Here is a 22,055-nt window from a genome sequence, read left to right as displayed (position 1 = left end):
CATATAACTCCTCTACTACTTTACCACACTCCGGCAAAACTGCAAGCAAAAGTTCACAAATGAATAACTCTCTCAAAAGAGACCATCTGCCCAGATGACAGATCCCGTTTCTCCCAGAATCCCAATCGCCGACTCCGGCCCGTAATGCACCATATCTTTTGTGGTCAGCAAATGCCAGCCGCCTTTCCTGTCGCTGACGAAATATGGATTTCAGGTAAAATTACAATTCAAATCAGGTATATTTGCCCCGATTTCCGGCAATACTTTTTCATGAAACCACCAAAGAAAGTAAGAAAGGAAGATGCACGATGAGTGGAGATGCAGAGCTTTTAAACTTTATTTACCAGAACTCCCAGATGGGTGTCGACACGATCCGGCAGCTCATTGGAGTCGTTGAGGACAAAGACTTAAAAGAACATCTGAAAACCCAGTTTCAGGGCTATGAAGAATTTCATCAGGCGGCAAAGGAGCTGCTGAATGAGCACGGCTACGATGAAAAAGGCCTTGGTATAGTGGAAAAAGCACGCACGTATTTTATGATAAACCTGCAGACTATGACGGATCCGTCCGCCTCACACATTGCCAGCATGCTGATTACCGGAAGCAGCATGGGCATCGTCGAGGCAATCCAGAAGTACCGCCAGTATGAGGACGCGGATCCCAAAATCCGGGATCTGATGGATAAGCTGCGAAAATTTGAAGAACACAACATGGAAAAATTAAAAGATTTCTTATGAAAATCATATTCAGCCAAACTACCCGCATCTGCAGACACGCTCTAGTAGCAGCTTCTTTCGGATGCAAAGGAATCGAGAAACGATCCGGTACCGGCACAAAACAGTGCCGCACCGGATTTTGAGTTGTTTTGACCGTTTTACAAACTTTACATACATTTAACACAAAACTGTTTTTAGATGTGTTATCTTCTAAATGTAGGTTTTTTCTCGAGTAAGACCTGCAAAACGTGTATCTATTGTTAAAACCACGAAAAGAAAAAGAAAATTACGTAAAGGGAGAAATTATGGACATTTTTGGAGTGTTATCCTTTGTCGGTGGCCTTGCCATGTTCTTATACGGCATGAGTGCCATGGGCGATGGCCTGACCAAACTTTCCGGCGGTAAACTGGAATACCTGCTGGAAAAGCTGACCTCAAAGCGGATTATGGCAGTTCTTTTAGGTGCCGGTGTTACCGCAGTTATCCAGTCCTCTTCTGCAACTACTGTTATGGTTGTCGGATTCGTAAACTCCGGCATCATGAAGCTGAACCAGGCAGTCGGTATTATCATGGGCGCCAATATCGGTACCACCATCACTTCCTGGATCTTAAGTCTTACCGGCATTCAGGGCGACAATGTATTCATTAAAATGCTGAACCCGTCGTCCTTTTCCCCTATTCTTGCAATCATCGGCGTTTTTATGCTGATGCTGGCAAAGAGCGATAAAAAGAAAAATGTCGGTACCCTGTTAACCGGTTTTTCCATTCTGATGTTTGGTATGCACACCATGAGCAGCGCTGTATCACCGCTTGCAGATGTACCGGAATTCACGGGACTTCTCGTAAAATTCTCCATGCCGGTGCTCGGTGTTCTCGCCGGAACCATTCTGACCGCCGTGATCCAGAGTTCCTCTGCTTCTGTCGGTATTCTTCAGGCACTCTGCGCAACCGGTTCCGTCAGCTACGCCGTAGCGATCCCGATCATCATGGGACAGAATATCGGTACATGTATCACCGCATTGCTCTCCTCCATCGGTACAAGCCGCAATGCACGCCGTACCGCAATGGTTCACCTTTATTTTAATATCATCGGTACTGTTCTTTTCCTGGTTCTCTTCTATGGAATCAATGCCTTTGTGCATTTTCCATTCCTGGAAACCTCCGCAAATGCAGCCGGCATCGCAATCGTTCACTCCGGTTTCAATATTTTTGCAACACTGATCCTGTTCCCGTTTGCAGACGGACTGGTCAAACTTGCGAAACTGACCATTCCGGACGGACCGGAAGAAAAAGCAGACGAAGCTGTTCAGATGCTCGATACCCGTTTCCTCGACAGCCCGGCTTTTGCTCTGCAGCAGTGTAAAGTTGCAGCCGCAAAAATGGCAGAACTGACCGAAACCGGTCTTGTTACTTCTGTTGATCTGATGGCCTCCTACAACGAGGCGAATGCGGAAAATGTAGATATTCTTGAGAAAAAGGTGGATCATTTTGAAGATGCCCTCGGCACATATCTGGTGAAGCTTTCCAGTGAAAAGCTTTCCCCGAAGGACAGCCAGACACTTTCCATGATCCTGCACTGCATCGGCGATTTCGAACGAATTTCCGATCACACCGTCAACATCATGAAAGCTGCAAGAGAAATGCATGACAAGAACCTGCAGTTCTCCGCTGACGGAGCCGCAGAGCTTGCTGTTTATGGAAAAGCAGTCAAAGATATCGTCAGCCTGACCTTCTCCGTTTTCAATAATGAAGATGTGAAAAAAGCAAATGAAGTGGAACCGCTCGAGCAGGTGATTGACAGCCTGAATTCCAGCCTGAAGAATCACCACATCGAACGGCTCCAGAGTGGAAAATGCACGATCGAGCTTGGTTTTATCCTTTCCGATGTGATGACCGACTTCGAACGGATTTCCGACCACTGCTCCAACATTGCCGTCTGCGTCAGCCAGATCCACAGCGGATCGTTTGATACACACGAATATCTGCATGCGCTGAAGAAAGAAGAAGAGTTTGAGTCAGAGTACAAAGAACTGAAAAAACAGTATCAGCTGCCAACGCTGAAAGCCTAAAAACAGACTGTACTGTAACCATAAGCTGTACAACCGGGAATTTTTATGGTAAGAATCTTCCCTTCCTTAGGCTGTCACTGTTTTGTTTTATTACCATATCACAGATGCATTACTCAATCTACTATTTTTCTCTGAATTTTTCCAAAAAATACCGACTGCCCATCAATATTGATATATTCTACATTGGCAGTCGGTATTTCTATTTCATTCTATTCTTTTCTTTATACCACCTGATCCTTCGCAATAAATACCGGGAAGGAATCGGTTCCTTTGAGCTGTTTTCCCTCAGATACCGTAACGTATTTATCAGAAACAACGTACTCAATCTGAGCGCCTGCTTCAATCACGGTATCCTGCATCAGAATGCAGTTCTTTACTTTTGCTCCCTTGGCTACCTTGACACCACGGAACAAAATGCTGTTTTCGATTTCGCCTTCGATCACACAGCCGTCTGCTACCATCACGTTTTTCGCTTTTGATCCGTTGATATAACGGGTCGGATTGTCGTCGCGGACTTTGGTATAGATCGGGTTTCCCAAGAAGAGGCTATCCAGATTTTCATCCTTTAAGAGCTTCATGTTCTCATCGAAATAACTCTTCATATCGTCAATTCTTGCCTGATAGCCGGTAAACTCATATCCCTGAATGTTCAGTTTCTCCGTTTGCGGTGCCAGAACATCACGCTCAAAGAATTTATTTCCAAGGACAAAGCCTTTTTTGATTTCGTCGATCAGAAGCTGACGCTCCATCACGTAAATATTCATCGATACATTCTGTACTCCGTTTTCCTCCGAGTTTACAAAGATCTTGCTGATCTTCTGTCCTGCCATGGAGAAGGTGTAGTGCAGATAATTGGTTTTCTCGTAAGAGCTTCTGACGCCTTCCGGAATCGGCTGTTTGGTATAAGCAGCAGTAACATCTGCGCCGCTTTCGATATGCTGATTCAGCATCTCTTTGAAATCAAAATTGCAGGCAATGTTGGTGTCCGCCATAACAACGTATTTTTCTTTCTGCCATTTCAGGAAATCGAGAACATTTGCCAGTGCTTCCACTCTTCCGGAATACACTTGAATTTTCTTCTCGGAATAAGGCGGAACAATGTTTAAGCCGCCTTTTTTTCTGGCAAGATCCCACTCACGTCCGGAGCCGAGATGATCCATCAGCGAATGGTAATTTTTGCGGACGATAATGGATACATTTCCGATTCCGCAGTTTACCATGCTGGATAAAATAAAGTCCACCATGCGGTAACGGCTGGCAAAAGGAATGGAGGCCATCAGACGCTCGTTTACCAGATCCGGTACCTGATCATCATAGCTGTTTGGGAAAATGATGCCCAGTGCATCTGCATTTGCGTTTACCATTCTTCTTCACCATCCTTTACATTTGCATTTACCATTGCATTTGGTCCTACTTTGGCACGCTCACCGATATGGATTCCGGATCCGATGGTGGCAACACCTTTTTCACCGTCATGCGGCATTTCTCCTACCACGGCGTTCTGGCCAATCACAACGTTTTCCGCAACGATACAGTGTTTCACGACTGCTCCGGATTCGATCACGGTTCCTCCCATGATAACGGCATCTTCTACTTCTGCGCCCTCTGCAACCTTTACACCGGAGAACAGAATCGAACGTTTGACATGACCTGCAATACGGCAGCCATCGGTGATCATACAGTTTTCCACAACGGCGGTTTCGGTGATCTTATGGCCTGTTTTTCCGCTGTTTCGGCTGTAAATCTTCCAGTCATTGTCAAACAGGTTAATTCCGCTGTGTTCCGGATCGAGGATTTCCATATTTGCCTCCCACAAAGAGGAGATGGTTCCTACATCTTTCCAGTATCCGCTGAAGTGATAAGCGTACATATTGCGTCCGTCTTTTAAAAGATTCGGGATGATGTTGTTTCCGAAATCGTTCGAAGAATTCGGGTCTGCCTCGTCCTCAATCAGATATTTTTTCAGGATATCCCAGTTGAAAATGTAGATACCCATGGATGCCAGATTGGATTTCGGCTGTTTTGGTTTTTCCTGGAACTCGGTGATTTTGTCATTTTCATCTGCCACCATAAGTCCGAAACGGGATGCCTCCTCCCACGGCACTTCCATAACCGCAACGCTGAATTCTGCGCCCTTTTCCTTATGGAAGCGTAGGAAATCACTGTAGTCCTGTTTGCAGATCTGGTCTCCGGAAAGGATGATGACGTACTCCGGATCGTAGCTCTCGATGAATGGAATGTTCTGGTAGATGGCATTCGCAGTTCCTTTATACCAGTCAGAACCTGAGGCTTTCTGATAAGGAGGCAGCACGTGAACACCTCCATGGAGGCGGTCCAGATCCCACGGCTGGCCGTTTCCTATGTACTCATTTAACACCATTGGCTGATACTGTGTCAGAATACCTACGGTATCAATTCCGGAATTTACGCAGTTAGAAAGCGGGAAATCGATGATTCTATATTTTCCACCAAATGGAACTGCCGGTTTTGCAAGCTTCTCGGTCAGCGCATAAAGGCGAGATCCCTGACCTCCGGCAAGAAGCATTGCTATCATTTCTTTTGCCATAATCTATCCCCCTGTTTTAATAGATGCATTCATTATAGCACACTATGTGCTCTAGGGACAATCTTTTTGTGCATTTTTCACTATTTTTTATTTTTTTACCGATTTTATTCTGTGTTTTTCTCCAGTTTTACAGTTCTTTCGTGAGCTTTTTACATTTTCTGCCAGCACCTGACATGGAAACTCAATCCGATCAAAAAAGGGGGCCTCATTTGACGATACAAAAAGCAGCCCCGCAAAACCTTAGGGTAAAGGTCTGCGGGGCTGCTTCTATACTCTTTGATTCTTTATGCTTTTGTAACGGTAACCGCCTCCGCGAGATCGAACTGGTCACCGTACGGTTTACAGTCATCATAGGCGAGGGACTGCAGAACAACATTCAGAATACGGTATGCACAGGTCTGAAGCTGTCCAAGCGGCAGAGTTCCGTCTGCAACAGATGCTATAATTTCCTGGCGGTTTCCTTTCTGGCCAGGCATCTGCAGATCGTTTCCTGCAAGAACACATTCTCTTGAAGTGGAATGTCCGTATTTCAGGTTATATTTGTAAGCGAACAATCCGCTCATATCCTCTGAGGTTCCCCAGTCGGTCATGACATAGCCTGCGAAGCCCCACTCATCTCTTGCTGCTGCTGTCAGAAGGTCGTGGCTGTTGGCAGTATGTACACCGTTTACCAGGTTATACGAGGACATGATTGTCATCGGCTGTGCTGTCTTGACTGCGATTTCAAAGCCCTTCAGATAGATTTCACGCATTGCACGCTCGCTGATATGCTCATTGACGTACATACGGTTGTCTTCCTGGTTGTTGGCTGCAAAGTGCTTAATGCTGGTTCCGATTCCGGCATGGGACTGGATTCCTCTGGTATCGGCTGCGGCGCACATACCTGCCACCAGCGGATCTTCCGAGTAGTACTCGAAATTTCTTCCGCAAAGCGGATTTCTGTGAATATTCATGCCAGGCGCCAGCCATACGGAAATGTGGAATTCTTCCATCTCTTTTCCGACGATATCACCGCATTTCTGGATCAGATCCATGTTCCACGATTGTGCAAGGAGTGCTGCTACCGGGATTGCGGTGCAGTACTGGAAATACTCCGTGCCGCCTTCCGGAACTTCGATTTCATTTTTATTAAACGCATCTTCCAGAGGATTTCCGGAGGATACCATCTTTCCGTCTGCATCAACGACAAAGTGCGGAATCAGACGAAGACCGGCCGGACCGTCTGCAAGAATCGTATTGTAAATACCTCTGTCCGCAAGAAGAATGGAAGTCGTATCTCCCGCTGCTCCAGGCGCCATATCGGAAGAAGATCCGATAAAGCCTTCCTGTCCGAGGCCGTCTGCCGTACCATTGCAAACGGTAGCCATCTCCTCTACGGTCAGCTGCGATACGAGATCTTTTAATGTTGCTTTTCCGCTCTTTACATCTGCCGCAGTCAGCTTCTCTCCCTCATAAACTGGGAATGCTTCCGGTGTTCCACTGTAGATAACGGTCTCTGTCTTGATGCATTTACTGCAAATCTCAATCTGTTTTGCAGCTGCTTTTTCTTCTGCCTCACCTTCATAGCTGTACGGTGTTACGCCTGCTTTGGAGAGTTCCTGCGGAGCGTCATCTGCCGGGAAGAGATTCTTTCCCTGAACCGTAACAACGGTCTCTTTGAGATTCAGGGCTGCTGCCACTTTCGTTGTTCTGGAGCTGTTACCGACACGGATGTAATACGTTCCTGCTTCGAGTACCCATGCTGCTTTTTTCTCATCGTAGGAAGCCATAGATCTCGTCGGGAAGGAAATGGTAATCGTCTGGGACTCACCCGGCGAGAGCAGATCGGATTTTCCGAAGCCGCCAAGCTCCTGATACGGTTTCTCAATCGTTCCATCCGGTGCGGAATAGTAAACCTGTACGACTTCTTTTCCGGCGAATGTATCACCAATGTTCTTTACGGATGCAGTAACGGTAACGTTCTTATCATCTGCCTCCACGTCCTTTACTTCCATCTCAAAATCGGTATAGCCTTTGCCGTAGCCGAAGCAGTAGTTCGGGGTTACGTTGAAGGTGTCAAAATAACGGTAGCCGACATAAATGCCATCGCTGTAATACTCATCGTTGGTGTCACCGTTGTTGTGGCTGAAATTTTTTGAGGACGGATAGTCTTCATAGGAAGCAGCCCATGTATCGGTCAGCTTTCCGGATGGGATGCTCTTTCCGAGAACAACGTCTGCAACGATGTTTCCGGTTGCATTTCCGGCCTGTCCTGCAAGAAGAATTGCATTTAGTCCTTTGATTTTCTTTAACTCTGTGGTGTCTACAAGGTTCGCAATATTCAAAATTAAAACTGTCTTCTCATAATGCTCTGCCAGATAGGCAATGTTAGCGAGCTCGTTTTCGCCGAGCAGATAATCGCATGCTCTGTTATAGCGGTCTGCACCTTCACCGGAGTTTCTTGACAGAACGTAGATAGCGGTATCAGTGTCCTCTTTTTCGGTAATCGCAGGTACATCAGGCTGCGCAAATGCTTCCGAGAACATGACAGCAAAAATCGGAATGTGAAGCTCCTCTGCTTTTTTTGCCAGCTCTGCCTGATATGCAGCCTGCGCATCTGCAAGCACTTTGTCATATTCGTCAAGCCATTTACCGGTCAGAATTTCAAAGCCGGCCTCTTTTAAGCCCTGTTCGATCGTGACAACCGTTCTTGTGTTAACGTCTCCGGAACCGGTACCCCCTTTTACCGTGTGGCGGACGCCGTTACCATAAACTGCGACTTTTCCTGCACCGGCAAGCGGCAGGGTTCCGTCGTTTTCAAGAAGTGTCATGCACTCACCGGCCAGTTCACGTACCAGCGCGGAATGTTCTTTTTCTCTAGCAGATACTTCTCCTGTTTTTGATGCATAAAATGTTGCCATAATTCTAATACCTCCCAATAATAAATTCACATATAGCGCTTTTATTGTAACGCATTTTTCGTCATTATGCAAAAGTTTTTTCACCCGTTTTCTCATATTTTATTTGTATTTTGTGCATTTTCTCTTATTATCCGACTTTTCTGTCTTTTTTTCGCTCATTGATTTCTTTTTTTATTTTTTATATTGATGCTTTTATTCTATTGATTTTTCTGTAAACGATACGCTTTTTCCACCTTTTTTCGTCTTCTTTCACAAAATTCGTTGACGCGTTTGATTTTGGCAGTATAATGGAATCAGAGATCAATTTTAGGAGGCCCCAATTATGTTAAAACAACTTTCTATTTTCGCAGAAAATAAAAAAGGCACGATGCAGCAGATCACACAGATTCTGTTTGAAAATGACGTCAACATTTTAGGTTCCGTCAACAATGACAGCGCAGAGTACGGCATTGTCCGCATGGTCGTTTCCGATCCGGATAAAGCAGAGCAGGCGCTTCAGGCTGCCGGTTACATGACACGCCAGACGGATGTACTCGGTGTCGAGGTAGTTGATCAGCCGGGTAACTTAAATTCCCTTCTGAAAACACTGCTTGAGACAAATATCGACATCGACTATATCTATCTCTCTTTCAACCGCGAGTCCGGCTGCCCGATCATGGTGTTTCATGTACCGGATGTATACGAGACAGAAGCAAGCTTAAAGAGCAAGGGATATACCGTTCTCTAGAGCATGTTTGAAAAGCACGAAAAAAGACATCTGGCGAAGTGATTTTTCACCTCTGCAGATGTCTTTTTCTATATCATCTATTCTTTTTCTTCATCCTCAAACAGATGATCCCGCGTAATGTTTTTTGCCCACAGTCCGCTCTTATACCGTTTCAGAACCCACGGCCATTTTACAAACTCATCTGTACACAGCAGGAAATAAACCACAAGGACAGGAAGCTTGAAGACAAACGCTGCAATAAATCCAAGCGGCACCGCGTAGCACCACATATCAATCGTATCGCAGACCAGTCCGAACTTTGTGTCACCTCCGGCACGGAATACTCCGGCAATCAGCGTTGTATTGACGGCAGTCCCCATAATATAATAGGTGTTAATCAGCAGCATATATTTCAGATAATGCATCGCGGTCTCATTTAAAGAAGCAAACTTCAGTACAAACGGCGTGATACCCAGTACAACCAGTCCGCCCACAGCTCCGGTAACAACCGTCAGCTTCAGCAGTTTCGATGCATATTCCTTCGCCTTTCCCAGATTTCCTTCTCCCATAACATTTCCAAGCAGAATACCGCCCGCACTTGCCACACCAAAGCACAGCACGGTTCCGATATTTCTTACAACGACAACGAGCGAGTTTGCCGCTACCGCATCGCTTCCCAGATGGCCCAGGATCACAGAATACATCGAAAATGCAACGCCCCAGGAAAGATCATTTCCAAGCGCCGGAAGTGACAGCTTCACAAAATCGGAAAACAGCAGCTTGTTGCGGATGAACATGTACCGCAGATCGAGCTTGATATCCTTACTCATAATCGACACAATCACACAACCGATCAATTCAATGACACGCGACATTGCCGTTGCGATTGCAACACCGGTTGCTCCAAGCTTCGGAAATCCGAAGAGGCCAAAAATGAAGCATGCGTTGAAAAATACGTTCAGTGCGAATGCCATCATATTCATTGCCATGCTGATCGTCACACGGCCGAGGCTTCGAAGCACCGCAAGATAGATCTCCGTAATGCCCCAGCACAGGTAGGTCACACCCATGACGCGCAGATACGAAGCACCGATCCGGATCAGTTCCGCATTATCTGTAAACAGACGCATCATCATCTGTGGCATGGTAAAAGCAATTCCTGCCACAACGACGGAGATGATGACGGAGAATCGAAGTGCGATTCCCTCGACAGTCTGAATTGCTCGCATATTGCCTTTTCCAAAGTACTGGGCACACAGAAGTGTTGCTCCTGTTCCCAGTCCGTAATAAACCATAAATAATACATTTGCATAGTTGGATGCCAGGGATACCGCGGAAATAGCGGACTGTCCCACGTAGTTCAGCATCACGACATCGGCAGAGTTGACTGCCGCGCTTAAAAGATTCTGAATCACAATCGGCAGAACCAGCTTAAAAATCTGGCTGTAAAAGCCCTGCTCTTTTGTTGTTGCCCTCATGTTTCTTCTCCATTTCTCTTCTTTATTTGTCTTCTTTCTTTTCCTGTTTTGCCTTCACATACGGATATCGGACCTGCGTGTAAACAAACATCACCAGAATATAGATGCCGCATGCGATCGCCGCTGGAACGGTAAGATCCGACAGATTGACATACGAGGTTCCGATCATCAGAATGCCGATGAAAAACAGCAGAATGTGAAGTGTCCGCTTTTTCATACAAAACGCAGACTTCTGATACTCTTCCGGGAAAATATCCGGCAGACGCCAGCAGGCCAGCAGCACCATAAACTCCGTCACCATATCGGTTCCGACACCCATGTTGGAAATCAATGTCAGATCCATTCCCGTAAGGATCGGAATGGCGCCCATCAGGAAAAAGACCATCAGAAGGATCGCCGGAACACCGTTTCTATTCTCCTCCGCGGTTTTTTCCGGCAGCCAGCCCTGTTTTGCGGCAGCCTGCAGTCCTCTTGTCACCCAGCTCAAGGTTCCGTTCAGAGTGGTAAGCAGCGCAAATACGGCACCACCGAACACGAAAAACAGGTACAGCCAGGTTGGAAAAATCTCCTGTGCGACAAGCGTCAGATTCTGAAATGCAACCGTTTCGACCGGAAGCACGCCGCCTGCCACGATACCGATCAGCACATAGAATACAGCAACGATACTCGTGGAAAGCACGATAACCCTTGGAATTGTGCGGGACGGCTCCACAATATCGTCTCCGTTCTCCGCAACGAATTTTGCGCCTCCGCACGCAAAACTCAAAAGTGCCACGCCTGTGAAAAAGTTCTTCGGACCGTTCGGCATCAGGTTGGATACCGTCGGTGTCAGGGCATCCCAGCTTACTTTGGGCAACCCGAATACAATAAATAAGAACAGGCTCAAAAGCAGCAGCACAACCATGCCCTTTTGCACCAGTGCGCTCGATTTCAGTCCGATAAGATTGATGGCGGTGCAGATAACAAGTGCTGCCATTGCGACAGCCGACTCGCCAAACTGCGGAAAAATCGAGCAGAAATAGCTTGCAAAGCCTTTCGCGTACGTTGCGATCAGAACCTGGCTTAAGACAAACATCGCAATGTACATAAATCCGGCTTTTTCACCCATCAATCGTCGGATGTAAGTAAAGCCGGCGCCTGATGACGGGATTGCGGACGTCAGGATGATGAACGGTACACAGGTGATAACGGCAAGCACGGCACCTAAAATAAACGCTGCGGCAATGCCGTGTCCTGTCAGACCGATGACGATTCCCGTCAGTACCATGATGCCCGAACCGATGATCTGTCCGATCGCAAGTCCCATACAGTCGGAAAAATTCAGTTTTTTATGACCTTCCCCCATACATTTTCCTCCTTTTTTCTCCCAATGTACTCTCGTTTCTGTTGGCGGATCCCAACAGAAATGCATAAAATCCTATTTTTTTATTCTACCGAAATCTCATCGTTTGTCAATTTGCAAAATGCGCAAGGTTTAACGCTTTACCTGTACAGAATAGACAAATATTATAATTGAACTTATTTTTCTTCTATTTTGAACTTTTCAATATTTTTTATAAATTTCAGCTTTTCTATTGAACTTTCTTCCCGCTCATGCTACAATAAGCACAGTTTTGAACTTTCTTTATTTTGCATTCTATTTTAAGGAGATTTTCTATGACAAATGAAACCTTTTCCGACCGTCTGAAACTGGCCATGCAGGCGAAACAGTTCAAGCAGGTCGATTTGATCCGAGCGGCCCAGCGGCGCGGTGTGAAACTTGGAAAAAGCCATGTCAGCCAGTATGTCAGCGGAAAAACGGTTCCGCGCTCCGACATTCTTCACTTTCTGGCCGATGTGCTCCAGGTCGATCCCGACTGGCTGCTTGCAAAAGATTCCACAGTAAACTATACGGCAGATACGGTTTCCGATCCGGCAGAATCCTTTTCTGATCCATCTGCCGCTTCCCTTTCCCAGACAAAAACAGGAGGTTCCCCTATGCGAGAATTTAAAAAATCATCGAAACTCGACAATGTCTTATATGATGTCCGCGGACCTGTCGTAGAAGAAGCAAACCGCATGGAAGCGTGCGGCACACAGGTTCTGAAACTGAACATTGGAAATCCGGCTCCATTTGGCTTCCGTACTCCTGATGAGGTCATCTACGACATGAGCCATCAGCTTACCGACTGCGAGGGTTACTCTCCTTCCCAGGGTCTCTTCTCTGCACGAAAAGCGATCATGCAGTATGCGCAGTTAAAGAAACTGCCAAATGTTTCTATCGATGATATCTACACCGGAAACGGCGTCAGTGAGCTGATCAACCTCTGCATGTCCGCTCTTCTGGATGATGGGGATGAAATCCTCATCCCATCCCCGGATTACCCTCTCTGGACTGCCTGCGCAACGCTGGCCGGTGGAAAAGCCGTCCACTACATCTGCGATGAACAGTCCGAATGGTATCCGGACATCGATGATATGCGAAAAAAAATCACCGACCGCACAAAAGCGATCGTTATCATCAATCCGAATAACCCGACCGGTGCACTCTATCCGAAAGAGGTACTGCAGCAGATTGTCGATCTCGCCAGAGAGCATCAGCTGATCATCTTTTCCGATGAAATTTATGACCGGCTCGTCATGGACGGTCTTGAGCATGTTTCCATTGCATCCCTCGCACCGGATCTGTTCTGTGTCACCTTCAGTGGTCTTTCCAAATCGCACATGATCGCAGGCTTCCGTATCGGCTGGATGATCTTAAGCGGAAATAAAGCTATCGCAAAGGACTATATTGAAGGACTCAAAATGCTTTCTAACATGCGTCTCTGCTCCAATGTTCCGGCCCAGTCCGTTGTCCAGACCGCTCTTGGCGGCCACCAGAGCGTCAACGACTACATTGTTCCGGGCGGACGGATTTACGAGCAGCGCGAATACGTTTACAAGGCATTCTGCGATATTCCGGGTATCACCGCAGTCAAACCAAAAGCTGCGTTCTACATGTTCCCGAAAATTGACACGAAAAAGTTCAATATCACAAACGACGAAAAATTTGCTCTCGATCTGCTGCGCGACAAAAAACTTCTGATCGTCCACGGCGGCGGCTTCAACTGGGGACAGCCGGATCACTTCCGCGTTGTTTACCTGCCGCGAATTGAAGTTTTAAAGGATGCGGTTGGAAAGCTCACCGACTTCCTCTCTTATTATCATCAGTAAAATTCTGATCACTTTTTTCACAGAGCTCCACCGGAAATACCACCTTTTTTCCGGCGGAGCTTTTTTCCTTTACCGGATTCTTTCCTGCTGCATTACACTTCACCGGTACCCGGCAAACAACAGGTAACTTTTCGTTACTGTTCACTCAGCAGTGAAACACTTGCTGTTTCGCTGCGTAAGAAAGTGATTCAGGCGTGAGCAGCCCTCCTTTTGCGAAGCAAAACTTTAAATGAGGGCTGCGAATGTTACAGTTCGCTGGGAACCAGTGAACTGTAACAACTTTTCTGTTCCACGGCTTAATTTCGATTGCGGCTCCTGTTCCTTTATGTTATAATTTTTTTAAATCAAGCCACAACCGTTCTTTTGAGTTCTGTTCTCGCTGTATCGCTTCTTGGCGGATGCCGCGCCTCCGACAAACCCGTTACGCTGACCGTATGGACGTATTACAACGGAGATCAGTTAGCTTCCTTTGAACGTCTTGTTGAGGAATTCAATACAACGATCGGAAAAAAAGAGCATATTACGGTCGAAGCCTCCAGTCAGGGCAGCATCAATGACCTTGAAAAAAATGTTCTCGATGCCGCCAAAGGAAGGGTTGGTGCCCTTGCCATGCCAAATATTTTTTCCGCTTACGCCGATACCGCCTATACGCTTGAGCAGATGGGACAGGTCGTTGATCTTTCCCCTTATCTTACAGAGAAAGAAAAAGATGTTTATCTTCCCAATTATCTGGAAGAAGGTGACTTTTCCGATGACGGCAGTATCCACATTATTCTGACAACCTCCACAAAATTCCTGCGTATCATGGAAATGGCAAGTATTGAACTGGGTGGCTATGAGATGCGTTTTGATCTCAACACGGTCTATGTCACAAAGAACTTTTTTTCCATGCTCAACCTCCCATCTGAAGATGTTTCCGAGCTTTCCACCCGGTATTTCCGGCGATGAATTTAATCTTCTGTTCTACGGCTACCAATCGCAGGAAGAAATTCGAACACTTCTGCAGAATCTTTCCCTTGCGGTTTCAAATACAGCCCTAGAGCTGCCAAGTGGTCGTAAACTGCCCCTTCGCCTTTCCGGCGGAGTTTCCTGGTATCCGGAAAACAGTACAGATCTGTCTACGCTGAAAAAATATGCGGATTTCGCAATGTACCAGGTAAAGAAAGCAGAAAAAGGGTACATTACCGAATTCGATCTGGAGCTTTTTACGAAAAACGCAAAGGAAACCGAGATGCGCCGCCTGTTCCATAAAATGTTGAATGAAGAGCTGTTTACCTATTACTTCCAGCCAATTGTTTCCGCTGCGGACGGCAGTATCTACGCCTACGAGGCGCTGATGCGCGGAAATCTCCCGGCACTTACTCGTCCGGATCAGATCCTGCAGCTGGCTCACGAGGAAGAGTGCCTGCATGAAATAGAACGTCTGACTATGTTTCTCTCTGCAAAATCCTATGCCACATTCCTCTCCACCCATCAGATACGCGGTGATGAGCTTCTCTTTGTCAATTCGATTGCAAGCCAATACATGAATCACGATGAGTCAGTGGCTTACGTCGAACAATACAGCTTTCTTCAGGATCGGATTGTCATCGAGATCACAGAGGAGGATTCACCGGATCTTACAGCTCTGTTGAAAAAACGTGAGATGCCGGGATTTTCCGGTGTATTTGCCCTGGATGACTACGGCAGCGGCTACAGCAATGAAAAAATGCTTCTGGAGCTTGCACCGGCGTATATCAAGTTGGATCTTTCCATCATCCGCGATATCGACTCCGATCCGGACAAGCAGCAGATCGTAGAAAATATTGTTTCCTATGCACATCAAAGAGGCATGAAAATCATTGCCGAGGGTCTGGAAACTCCAGCTGAACTTTTGAAGGTACTGGAACTGGATGTTGATCTCCTGCAGGGCTATTTTCTTGCAAAACCGTCCGCTGTTCCGAAACCTGTCAGTGCAGAATCCGTTGCTGTCATAGAACACTTCCGGAAGCATCTTGCGTAATTCCACCTCTTCCTGCAGCATCCTTTCAAATCACAGCATCTATGTCTGATCTGCTGCTTCGAAACAGGTACCGGTCAGCGATCCGGAGCGTATCTGAGCAATCATCCCTCAAAAAACACCCATAGCAAACCCTGCAAAAGCAGGGTTTTGTCTCCACTCTGAAGGATCCTGCCTGACAGGATCCTTTTTTATACTTTTTTCATATTTTTCTCCTGTTCGTTCCTCCGCTTCTGTGCTATGATACCTTACAGCAATGACAACCCGTCCATCGAAAGGAGTTTTTCTATGTGTACAGCAGCAACCTATCAAACACGCGACTTTTATATGGGCCGCACACTCGATTATGAATTTTCCTATGGCGACCAGATCACCGTTACACCTCGCAATTATCCGTTTTCCTTTCTTCATATGCCGTCCCTTTCCCATCACTATGCAATGATCGGCATGGCGTGTGTGATGGATGATTACCCGCTCTATTATGAGGCGTTCAATGAAAAGGGGCTTGGTATCGCCGGCCTTAATTTTGTAGGAAATGCCGTTTATTTCGATCCGAAACCGGAGAAAGACAATATCGCGCAGTTCGAGCTGATCCCGTGGATTCTCGGTACATGTGCTTCGCTTGCGGAAGCAAAAGAATCCCTCTCCCGTATCAATCTCATCAGCACACCTTTTAAAAAGAATCTTCCGCTCGCACAGCTTCACTGGATCATCGCAGATGCATCGGGTGCCATCACCGTGGAATCCGCGGCGGACGGTCTGCATGTCTACGACAATCCGGTCGGCGTTCTGACAAACAATCCGCCGTTTCCAATGCAGATGTTCTCACTGAACAATTACCTGCATCTGTCACCGAAACAGCCGGCCAACACGTTTTCCAACCAACTCGATCTTTCTACGTACAGCCGTGGCATGGGCGGTCTTGGACTGCCGGGCGACCTCTCGTCTGCTTCCCGCTTTGCACGCGTAGCGTTTGTAAAGCAGAACTCGATCTCTGGAAACAGCGAAACGGAGAGTGTCAGCCAGTTTTTCCATATTTTAAATTCTGTTGACCAGCAGAGAGGATGCTGCGAGGTGGCGGACGGAAAGTATGAGATCACGCTCTATACTTCCTGCTGCAATGCGACGCAGGGAATTTACTATTATACGACGTATGACAATCATCAGATTTCTGCGGTTGATATGCACCGCGAGAATCTTGATGGCGAAACGCTTCGCTGCTTTGCGCCGGTGACGGGCGAGCAGATTCATATGCAGAATTAGAAAAATCCGGTACAGAAATCTTTGAGGACCCCTCAAAAAAGATTCTGTATCGGATTTTTTCTACATCTCATCACACATTGTAAAACAGACGTCGCACCGGCTTCTGGTGCGGCATTTTTCAAAATACAGCTCCTCGAGCGGAATCCATTTCTTCTGAAATTCCACCGCCTTTTCACTCCCGTTCCGCTTTTCAATTCTCTGGATCTGCTCGATCGGATCGATCGTGAGGAAGACCTTCGGATCGTAGTATGCTTCCAGCCGTTCATGGCAGGAGCATTTTTCCAACTGCCGGGATCTGGCCGATGAAGAACGGCAGGATCAGGCCGATCGCAAAGAGCATGCCGGAAAGGGTTACTTTTTTTACTTTTTCCATCTTGAAAGTCCTCCCTTATGTTTCCTTCTGGAATCAGTGTATCATTCAAGTACACTTTAAAGTCAAGACCTTTTCTGCATTTTTTCTCTATTTTTCCCACTATTTTAGTATATTTTTTATTTCCGTGCTTCTCGGTGTCTGACTGCACTTTCTGTAGGAACTTTTTCTGTCGTTTTCCATGATTTTGTGGTACACTTTTGGATATTGGGAAATGCAGTCATTTTCTGCAGTTCCCTGACTATTTTTCGAAAGGATTTTATCATCATGCAGTTTTATCTCGCCCCGATGGAAGGGCTGACCGGATATGTGTACCGGAATGCTTACCACAAATATTTTCCGGCGGCGGACCGTTATTTCACGCCGTTTATTACAAATAAAAAAATGAGTTCCCGCGAACGGAACGATATTCTCCCGGAGCACAACGAAGGAATGACGGTGATTCCGCAGATTCTCACTAATCAGGCGGAGGATTTTCTGTCCCTGACAAAGGAACTGAGGGAGTACGGTTACGATACCGTCAATCTGAACCTCGGATGCCCGTCCGGCACGGTTGTCGCCAAGCGGCGCGGCTCCGGGCTGCTCGCGTGGCCGAATACGCTCGACGCGTTTCTCGATGAGATTTTTTCGTCGTGCGACTGCCGCATCTCGATCAAAACGCGGCTTGGCACAACGGATACCGACGAGTGGGAGGATCTGCTTACGTTTTACGACAAATATCCGCTCGAGGAACTGATCATTCATCCGCGGATTCAGAAGGATTTTTACAAATACACACCGCGCATGGAGTGCTACCGGACAGCGTATGAGACGAGCCGCTGCTCGCTCTGCTACAACGGTGACATTTTCTCACCCGATGATTTTCAGAATCTCTGCCGTGAGTTTCCGGACACGGAGAAGGTGATGCTCGGACGCGGGGTACTGCAGAATCCGTGGCTGATTGGGATGCTGCGCAGTGCAGATCCGGCAGGTAGCGAAGCCTCTGCTCCCGATAAAGAGCTGCTGCACGCGTTCTGTGAGGATCTCTGCGCCGGTTATGCGCGTGTGATTTCCGGGGATAAAAATGTGCTGTTCAAATTAAAAGCACTGTGGATTTATCTTGGAATGTCGTTTACCAATCCGCAGAAATATCTGAAAAAGATTAAAAAGGCGAACCGGCTTGCCGAGTATGAAGAGGCGGTCGATGCACTGTTCCGGGAACAGGAGCTGATTCTTTAATTTCGAAGTCCATTAGTATCTTTTGGAAACCATGTCACTTTCAGGTACGCACTTGTCTTTTCTGCAAAATCCGGTACGATAGAAACAGGATACAACGACTTATTTCTATTTTGTTTTTGGGAGGATTTTTACCATGATCGATTTACACAAGGAAGACGAAAAGCTTTTTGCTCTTGTCGGCGCATGCCAGCGTGATGTCCTTCTTCGTTCCTCCCCACTCGAGAAACTCCTCTAACTTTTTCACACTATTTCCTCCTTGTATACCTATAGGGGTATTGGTTGTCAAGAGGAGTTTTTCAAAATCAGAAAAACAAAAAGAACTTCCGACGAAGCATCTTTTTTCTGCTCCTGCCGGAAGTTCTCTTTTCATCTTATCTTCTTATTTTTATTTCATATTTGCAAACCGCTCCACAGCCTTCGTAAACTGTGCAATCGTCTGATCCGCATCTCCGTGCTCGATGCCGTCGCGCACGCAGTGCTGGATATGGCCCTCGAGGACAACTTGTCCTACTTTATGAAGTGCCGATTTTGCCGCCTTGATCTGCGCCAGGATATCCTCGCACGGCACATCCTCATCCACCCATACGGTCGATCGCCTGCACCTGACCGATGATCTTTTTCAGGCGGCGGTGAAGATTATCTGCATCCATACACTGTTTCATTTTGCATCCTCCTTGTTTCAAATCCGTCATCGCATCGGCTGCGTTACAAAGTGCAGTGGTCTTCCTCTTCTGTTTCCTCTGCAATCAGATTCCGGATATTCTGCATACGGTTATCCAGCTCCGCGCTCTGTCTTGCGCAGTCGTAGAGTTCATCCTGCAGATATTTGACATGATTTTCGGGAATATTTTTCTTGTAGCGCATCTTGTGCTCCAGACTCGCCCAGAAATCCATCGCGATCGTACGGAACTGTACTTCCACGTAAACCAGTTTCTTTGTATCCTGTAAAAAGATCGGCACCTGAACGATCAGATGAAGACTGCGGTAGCCGCTCTCCTTCGGATGCTGAATATAGTCCTTCCGCTCAATCAGCGTAATGTCATCCTGTTTCAGAAAACTGTCTGCCAGCTTATAAATATCGCTTGGAAAAGAACAGATCACGCGCACACCGGCGATATCGCGGATATTTTCCTCGATAGACTCCAGTGTGACCGGGATGTCTTTCACGCGGATTTTCCGCATAATGCTCTCATACGATTTGACCCTTGTTTTGATTCCTTCGATCGGGTTCTGGTCATAGGAAAGCGAGTATTCCTGATTCAGCACCCGGAACTTTGTCTCGATTTCCATAATGGCGCACTGATAATACGACATCAGAAGCTCGAACGGCTTTTTGTTCTTCTGCATCATCTGAATAAACTCGTCCGATAAAAGATTCTGCTTTACAAACTCATCCCGTTTTGTCTCGATCAGATTTTTTCCCTGTTTTCTAATTTCCTCCAGTACTTCGAGGTTTTTCATCATCCGTTTTTTCGTCCTCCCAAAACTGCGTTCTCTGTCCTTTATGCTATCATTTTAGGCCTGTAAAGTCAAATTTTTTCTTCTTTTACTCTACCTTCAGCATCCGGTAGCCAACCCCGATATGCGTCTGGATATACTGCGTCTGCTCTCCGTTCTTTTCCAGCTTTTTCCGAAGCGTCGCCATGAAAACACGGAGGGAAGCGATATCGTTCTCCCAGCTGCTTCCCCAGATTTTCTGTGTGATAAACGTATGCGTCAGCACCTTCCCTGCATTCTGCGACAGCAGGCAGAGCAGCTTGTATTCGATTGGTGTCAGATGAAGTTCCTCTCCGTCAAGATATGCGCACCCCGCTGCGTACTCGATCCGCAGTGCGCCGTTTTCAAAGACAGCCGACTGGACTCCATTTTCTGCCTGCATCTGGGACAGACGGCGCTGTGTGACTCGAAGGCGGGCCAGCAGTTCCTCCACAGAAAACGGTTTCGTCAGATAATCATCCGCTCCTGCGTCCAATGCCTCGATTTTATCGCTGTCCTCACTTCTTGCACTGATTACGATAATCGGCATATTCGACCAGCTTCGAATCTTTTCAATCACCTCTACGCCATCAATATCCGGCAAGCCAAGGTCGAGCAGAACAATGTCGGGATTATGTGTGGATGCCTCCATAATGGCACCCGCACCGTTCTTTGCAGAAATATACTTATAATCGTGTGTTTTTAACGTCGTAGTAATCAGGTTGTGAACCGGCGTATCATCTTCCACAACCAGAATTAATGTCTTATTCATTCAAATTCACCTCACTGAGCGGCAGGTTAATCCGAAAGCAGCAGCCCTGTGGATCGCAGTCATAAAGTGCTATCTCCCCGCCGTGCGCATTTACAATCGAACGGCAGAGTTCCAGTCCAAGGCCAAGGCTTCTGCGGCTGTCGCTTACTTTATTTTTCCCGGAATAGAACATCTCAAACACATGCTCTCTGGACTCTTTTGGAATCCCGGGGCCGTTGTCCTCCACCGCGATCCAGACATTTTTCTCCTCTTTTCTGGCTGTCGAGAACCCACTGAATGATTTCCTGTTCCCTTGGGTCAAAGATTTTTTCCGTCTTTCCTCCTGTCTGCGCGCTGTAAAGTGTTCCGCGGACAATTCTGCTCTCCTGTGCCCCTGCCGGTGCGGCCGTCAGATCCCTTCCCAGCAGTTTTACAAGCTTTGTCGCTGTAATATCAAAAATCTCCGACGCATCCTCTGCCTTCTGCAGAAGCTGGCTGGTATTGAAAAGAATTTTCGTCCGGAACGCATCCCGCGCAGACAGCTTTGCATTCTCTTTTAATTTTGATGCAAGCGTACCTGTCAGAATGGAAATGCCCAGCATGATGGCAAAGGTCACCGGATAACCGGAACCGTACGCGTACAGTGTCAGACGCGGTTCTGTCAGGAAGTAGTTAAACAGCACTACACTGATCACAGAACTGATTACGCTGCAGGTATAACCGCTGGTCAGAATGGACGTCATCATAACGCCGACCAGATATATGGTAATGATATTGGAATCCGGAATGATATGGATTTCCAAATCCGGCACCAGATCGGTCAGCCGTTCGGTCCATTCCCTTCTCTTTCGAAAAAATCCCTGATCCATCATGCTTTTTCCAATGACAATCCGCGTTACTTCGGAAATTCTCGCATATTCTGCAATCTGCAGGGCAATGTCCTCGCTGTGCGTCGTTACAATCTCCGCCCCGCTCTGTTCTGCCAGGCGGATATGCTTCTGCAGCCTTGCCTGATCCTCCGGCGTTTTCTCTGCCGGTTCCGCGGTCTGCACATACAGTGCTGTAAAATTAGCACCAAATGCCCGGGCCATCTGTGCCGCAGTCCGGATAATTTTTTCATTGGACGGCGAAAATGACAGACAGACCAGAATATGTTCTTTTCTCTCTGTTTTCTGTTTTTCTTTTTCCAAATGCTTCACCTCGCTTCCAATTGTAGACTTTGACACTCCCCACAGCTAAAGCAGGGGGATTCTTGTTTCTTCCACTACTGCAATAAACAATCAAAAAGGACACCTTTTATTGTATAATTATGTTACCCCACAAACATACGAAAGAAGGTGTCCTTAATGAA

Annotated in this window: 18 protein-coding genes and 1 pseudogene; 8 read left to right on the top strand and 11 right to left on the bottom strand. The window is 46.9% G+C overall.

Going from position 1 to position 22,055, the window contains the following annotated elements; genetic code table 11:
• Positions 1-308: 308 nt before the first annotated feature.
• Positions 309-737, top strand: a complete 429-nt coding sequence (locus tag DW915_RS04605; protein WP_055265297.1) for a hypothetical protein — start codon at positions 309-311, stop codon at positions 735-737.
• Between the two features lie 284 nt (positions 738-1,021).
• The gene (locus DW915_RS04600) at positions 1,022-2,785 is read left to right on the top strand and encodes a Na/Pi cotransporter family protein (protein WP_118741676.1); all 1,764 of its coding nucleotides are present in this window, start codon (positions 1,022-1,024) and stop codon (positions 2,783-2,785) included.
• Positions 2,786-3,006: 221 nt separating this feature from the next.
• On the opposite strand, the gene glgD is transcribed toward DW915_RS04600, so the two are convergent.
• The 3 genes from glgD to DW915_RS04585 form a co-directional block, all read right to left on the bottom strand.
• Entirely contained in the window at positions 3,007-4,149 is a 1,143-nt protein-coding gene (gene glgD / locus DW915_RS04595; protein WP_118741675.1) for a glucose-1-phosphate adenylyltransferase subunit GlgD, read from the bottom strand.
• Positions 4,143-5,351, bottom strand: coding sequence for a glucose-1-phosphate adenylyltransferase (locus DW915_RS04590; RefSeq protein ID WP_022461389.1), 1,209 nt, complete (start codon positions 5,349-5,351; stop codon positions 4,143-4,145). Before DW915_RS04590 ends, glgD begins: the two co-directional genes overlap by 7 nt.
• A 284-nt stretch (positions 5,352-5,635) precedes the next feature.
• Positions 5,636-8,251, bottom strand: a complete 2,616-nt coding sequence (locus DW915_RS04585; RefSeq protein ID WP_118741674.1) for a glycoside hydrolase family 3 protein — start codon at positions 8,249-8,251, stop codon at positions 5,636-5,638.
• A gap of 322 nt (positions 8,252-8,573) precedes the next feature.
• On the opposite strand from DW915_RS04585, the gene DW915_RS04580 reads away from it, so the two are divergent.
• Positions 8,574-8,978 (top strand): ACT domain-containing protein, encoded by a 405-nt coding sequence (locus DW915_RS04580; protein ID WP_022461391.1) that lies wholly within the window; start codon positions 8,574-8,576, stop codon positions 8,976-8,978.
• Positions 8,979-9,055: 77 nt separating this feature from the next.
• On the opposite strand, the gene DW915_RS04575 is transcribed toward DW915_RS04580, so the two are convergent.
• Together DW915_RS04575 and DW915_RS04570 are read right to left on the bottom strand one after the other, a co-directional pair.
• Positions 9,056-10,435, bottom strand: coding sequence for an MATE family efflux transporter (locus tag DW915_RS04575; RefSeq protein WP_118741673.1), 1,380 nt, complete (start codon positions 10,433-10,435; stop codon positions 9,056-9,058).
• 22 nt (positions 10,436-10,457) lie between these two features.
• Positions 10,458-11,780 carry an APC family permease gene (locus DW915_RS04570; protein WP_055265291.1) on the bottom strand — a complete coding sequence of 441 codons (1,323 nt, stop codon included), beginning with the start codon at positions 11,778-11,780 and terminating at the stop codon, positions 10,458-10,460.
• A 311-nt stretch (positions 11,781-12,091) separates the two neighbouring features.
• On the opposite strand from DW915_RS04570, the gene DW915_RS04565 reads away from it, so the two are divergent.
• From DW915_RS04565 to bsh, 4 genes are all read left to right on the top strand, one after another.
• A complete protein-coding gene (locus tag DW915_RS04565) occupies positions 12,092-13,627 on the top strand; it encodes an aminotransferase class I/II-fold pyridoxal phosphate-dependent enzyme (protein ID WP_117814477.1) in 1,536 nt (511 codons plus the stop codon).
• Positions 13,628-13,990: 363 nt separating this feature from the next.
• Positions 13,991-14,575: a hypothetical protein gene (locus DW915_RS04560; protein ID WP_118741671.1), complete on the top strand. Its 585-nt coding sequence runs from the start codon at positions 13,991-13,993 to the stop codon at positions 14,573-14,575.
• On the top strand, positions 14,538-15,629 hold the full coding sequence (locus tag DW915_RS04555) for an EAL domain-containing protein (RefSeq protein ID WP_158581017.1): 1,092 nt from the start codon (positions 14,538-14,540) through the stop codon (positions 15,627-15,629). Before DW915_RS04560 ends, DW915_RS04555 begins: the two co-directional genes overlap by 38 nt.
• A gap of 285 nt (positions 15,630-15,914) precedes the next feature.
• The gene (gene bsh, locus DW915_RS04550) at positions 15,915-16,889 is read left to right on the top strand and encodes a choloylglycine hydrolase (RefSeq protein ID WP_118741669.1); all 975 of its coding nucleotides are present in this window, start codon (positions 15,915-15,917) and stop codon (positions 16,887-16,889) included.
• A gap of 60 nt (positions 16,890-16,949) precedes the next feature.
• On the opposite strand, the gene DW915_RS04545 is transcribed toward bsh, so the two are convergent.
• Positions 16,950-17,174: a hypothetical protein gene (locus tag DW915_RS04545; protein WP_118741668.1), complete on the bottom strand. Its 225-nt coding sequence runs from the start codon at positions 17,172-17,174 to the stop codon at positions 16,950-16,952.
• A 352-nt stretch (positions 17,175-17,526) separates the two neighbouring features.
• On the opposite strand from DW915_RS04545, the gene DW915_RS04535 reads away from it, so the two are divergent.
• Positions 17,527-18,477 carry a tRNA dihydrouridine synthase gene (locus DW915_RS04535; RefSeq protein WP_118741667.1) on the top strand — a complete coding sequence of 317 codons (951 nt, stop codon included), beginning with the start codon at positions 17,527-17,529 and terminating at the stop codon, positions 18,475-18,477.
• 385 nt (positions 18,478-18,862) lie between these two features.
• Here DW915_RS04535 and DW915_RS04525 read toward each other — a convergent pair.
• From DW915_RS04525 to DW915_RS04510, 5 genes and pseudogenes are all read right to left on the bottom strand, one after another.
• Positions 18,863-19,139: pseudogene (locus DW915_RS04525) on the bottom strand (metal-sensing transcriptional repressor).
• A gap of 43 nt (positions 19,140-19,182) precedes the next feature.
• Positions 19,183-19,941 (bottom strand): GTP pyrophosphokinase, encoded by a 759-nt coding sequence (locus DW915_RS04520; RefSeq protein ID WP_118741666.1) that lies wholly within the window; start codon positions 19,939-19,941, stop codon positions 19,183-19,185.
• Between the two features lie 82 nt (positions 19,942-20,023).
• Entirely contained in the window at positions 20,024-20,725 is a 702-nt protein-coding gene (locus DW915_RS04515; RefSeq protein ID WP_022461465.1) for a response regulator, read from the bottom strand.
• Complete coding sequence (locus DW915_RS16060; protein WP_243033787.1) at positions 20,718-20,951, bottom strand: sensor histidine kinase; 234 nt, start codon at positions 20,949-20,951, stop codon at positions 20,718-20,720. Before DW915_RS16060 ends, DW915_RS04515 begins: the two co-directional genes overlap by 8 nt.
• Positions 20,899-21,894, bottom strand: a complete 996-nt coding sequence (locus tag DW915_RS04510; RefSeq protein WP_243033786.1) for a DUF4118 domain-containing protein — start codon at positions 21,892-21,894, stop codon at positions 20,899-20,901. The genes DW915_RS16060 and DW915_RS04510 overlap by 53 nt, the downstream gene beginning before the upstream one ends.
• Positions 21,895-22,055 lie beyond the last annotated feature (161 nt).

The organism is Blautia sp. AM42-2, assembly GCF_003480245.1.
Taxonomy (GTDB): Bacteria; Bacillota; Clostridia; order Lachnospirales; family Lachnospiraceae; genus Fusicatenibacter; species Fusicatenibacter saccharivorans.
Note: the sequence above shows the minus strand (reverse complement) of the source record. Positions and strands in the feature narration are given on the sequence as shown.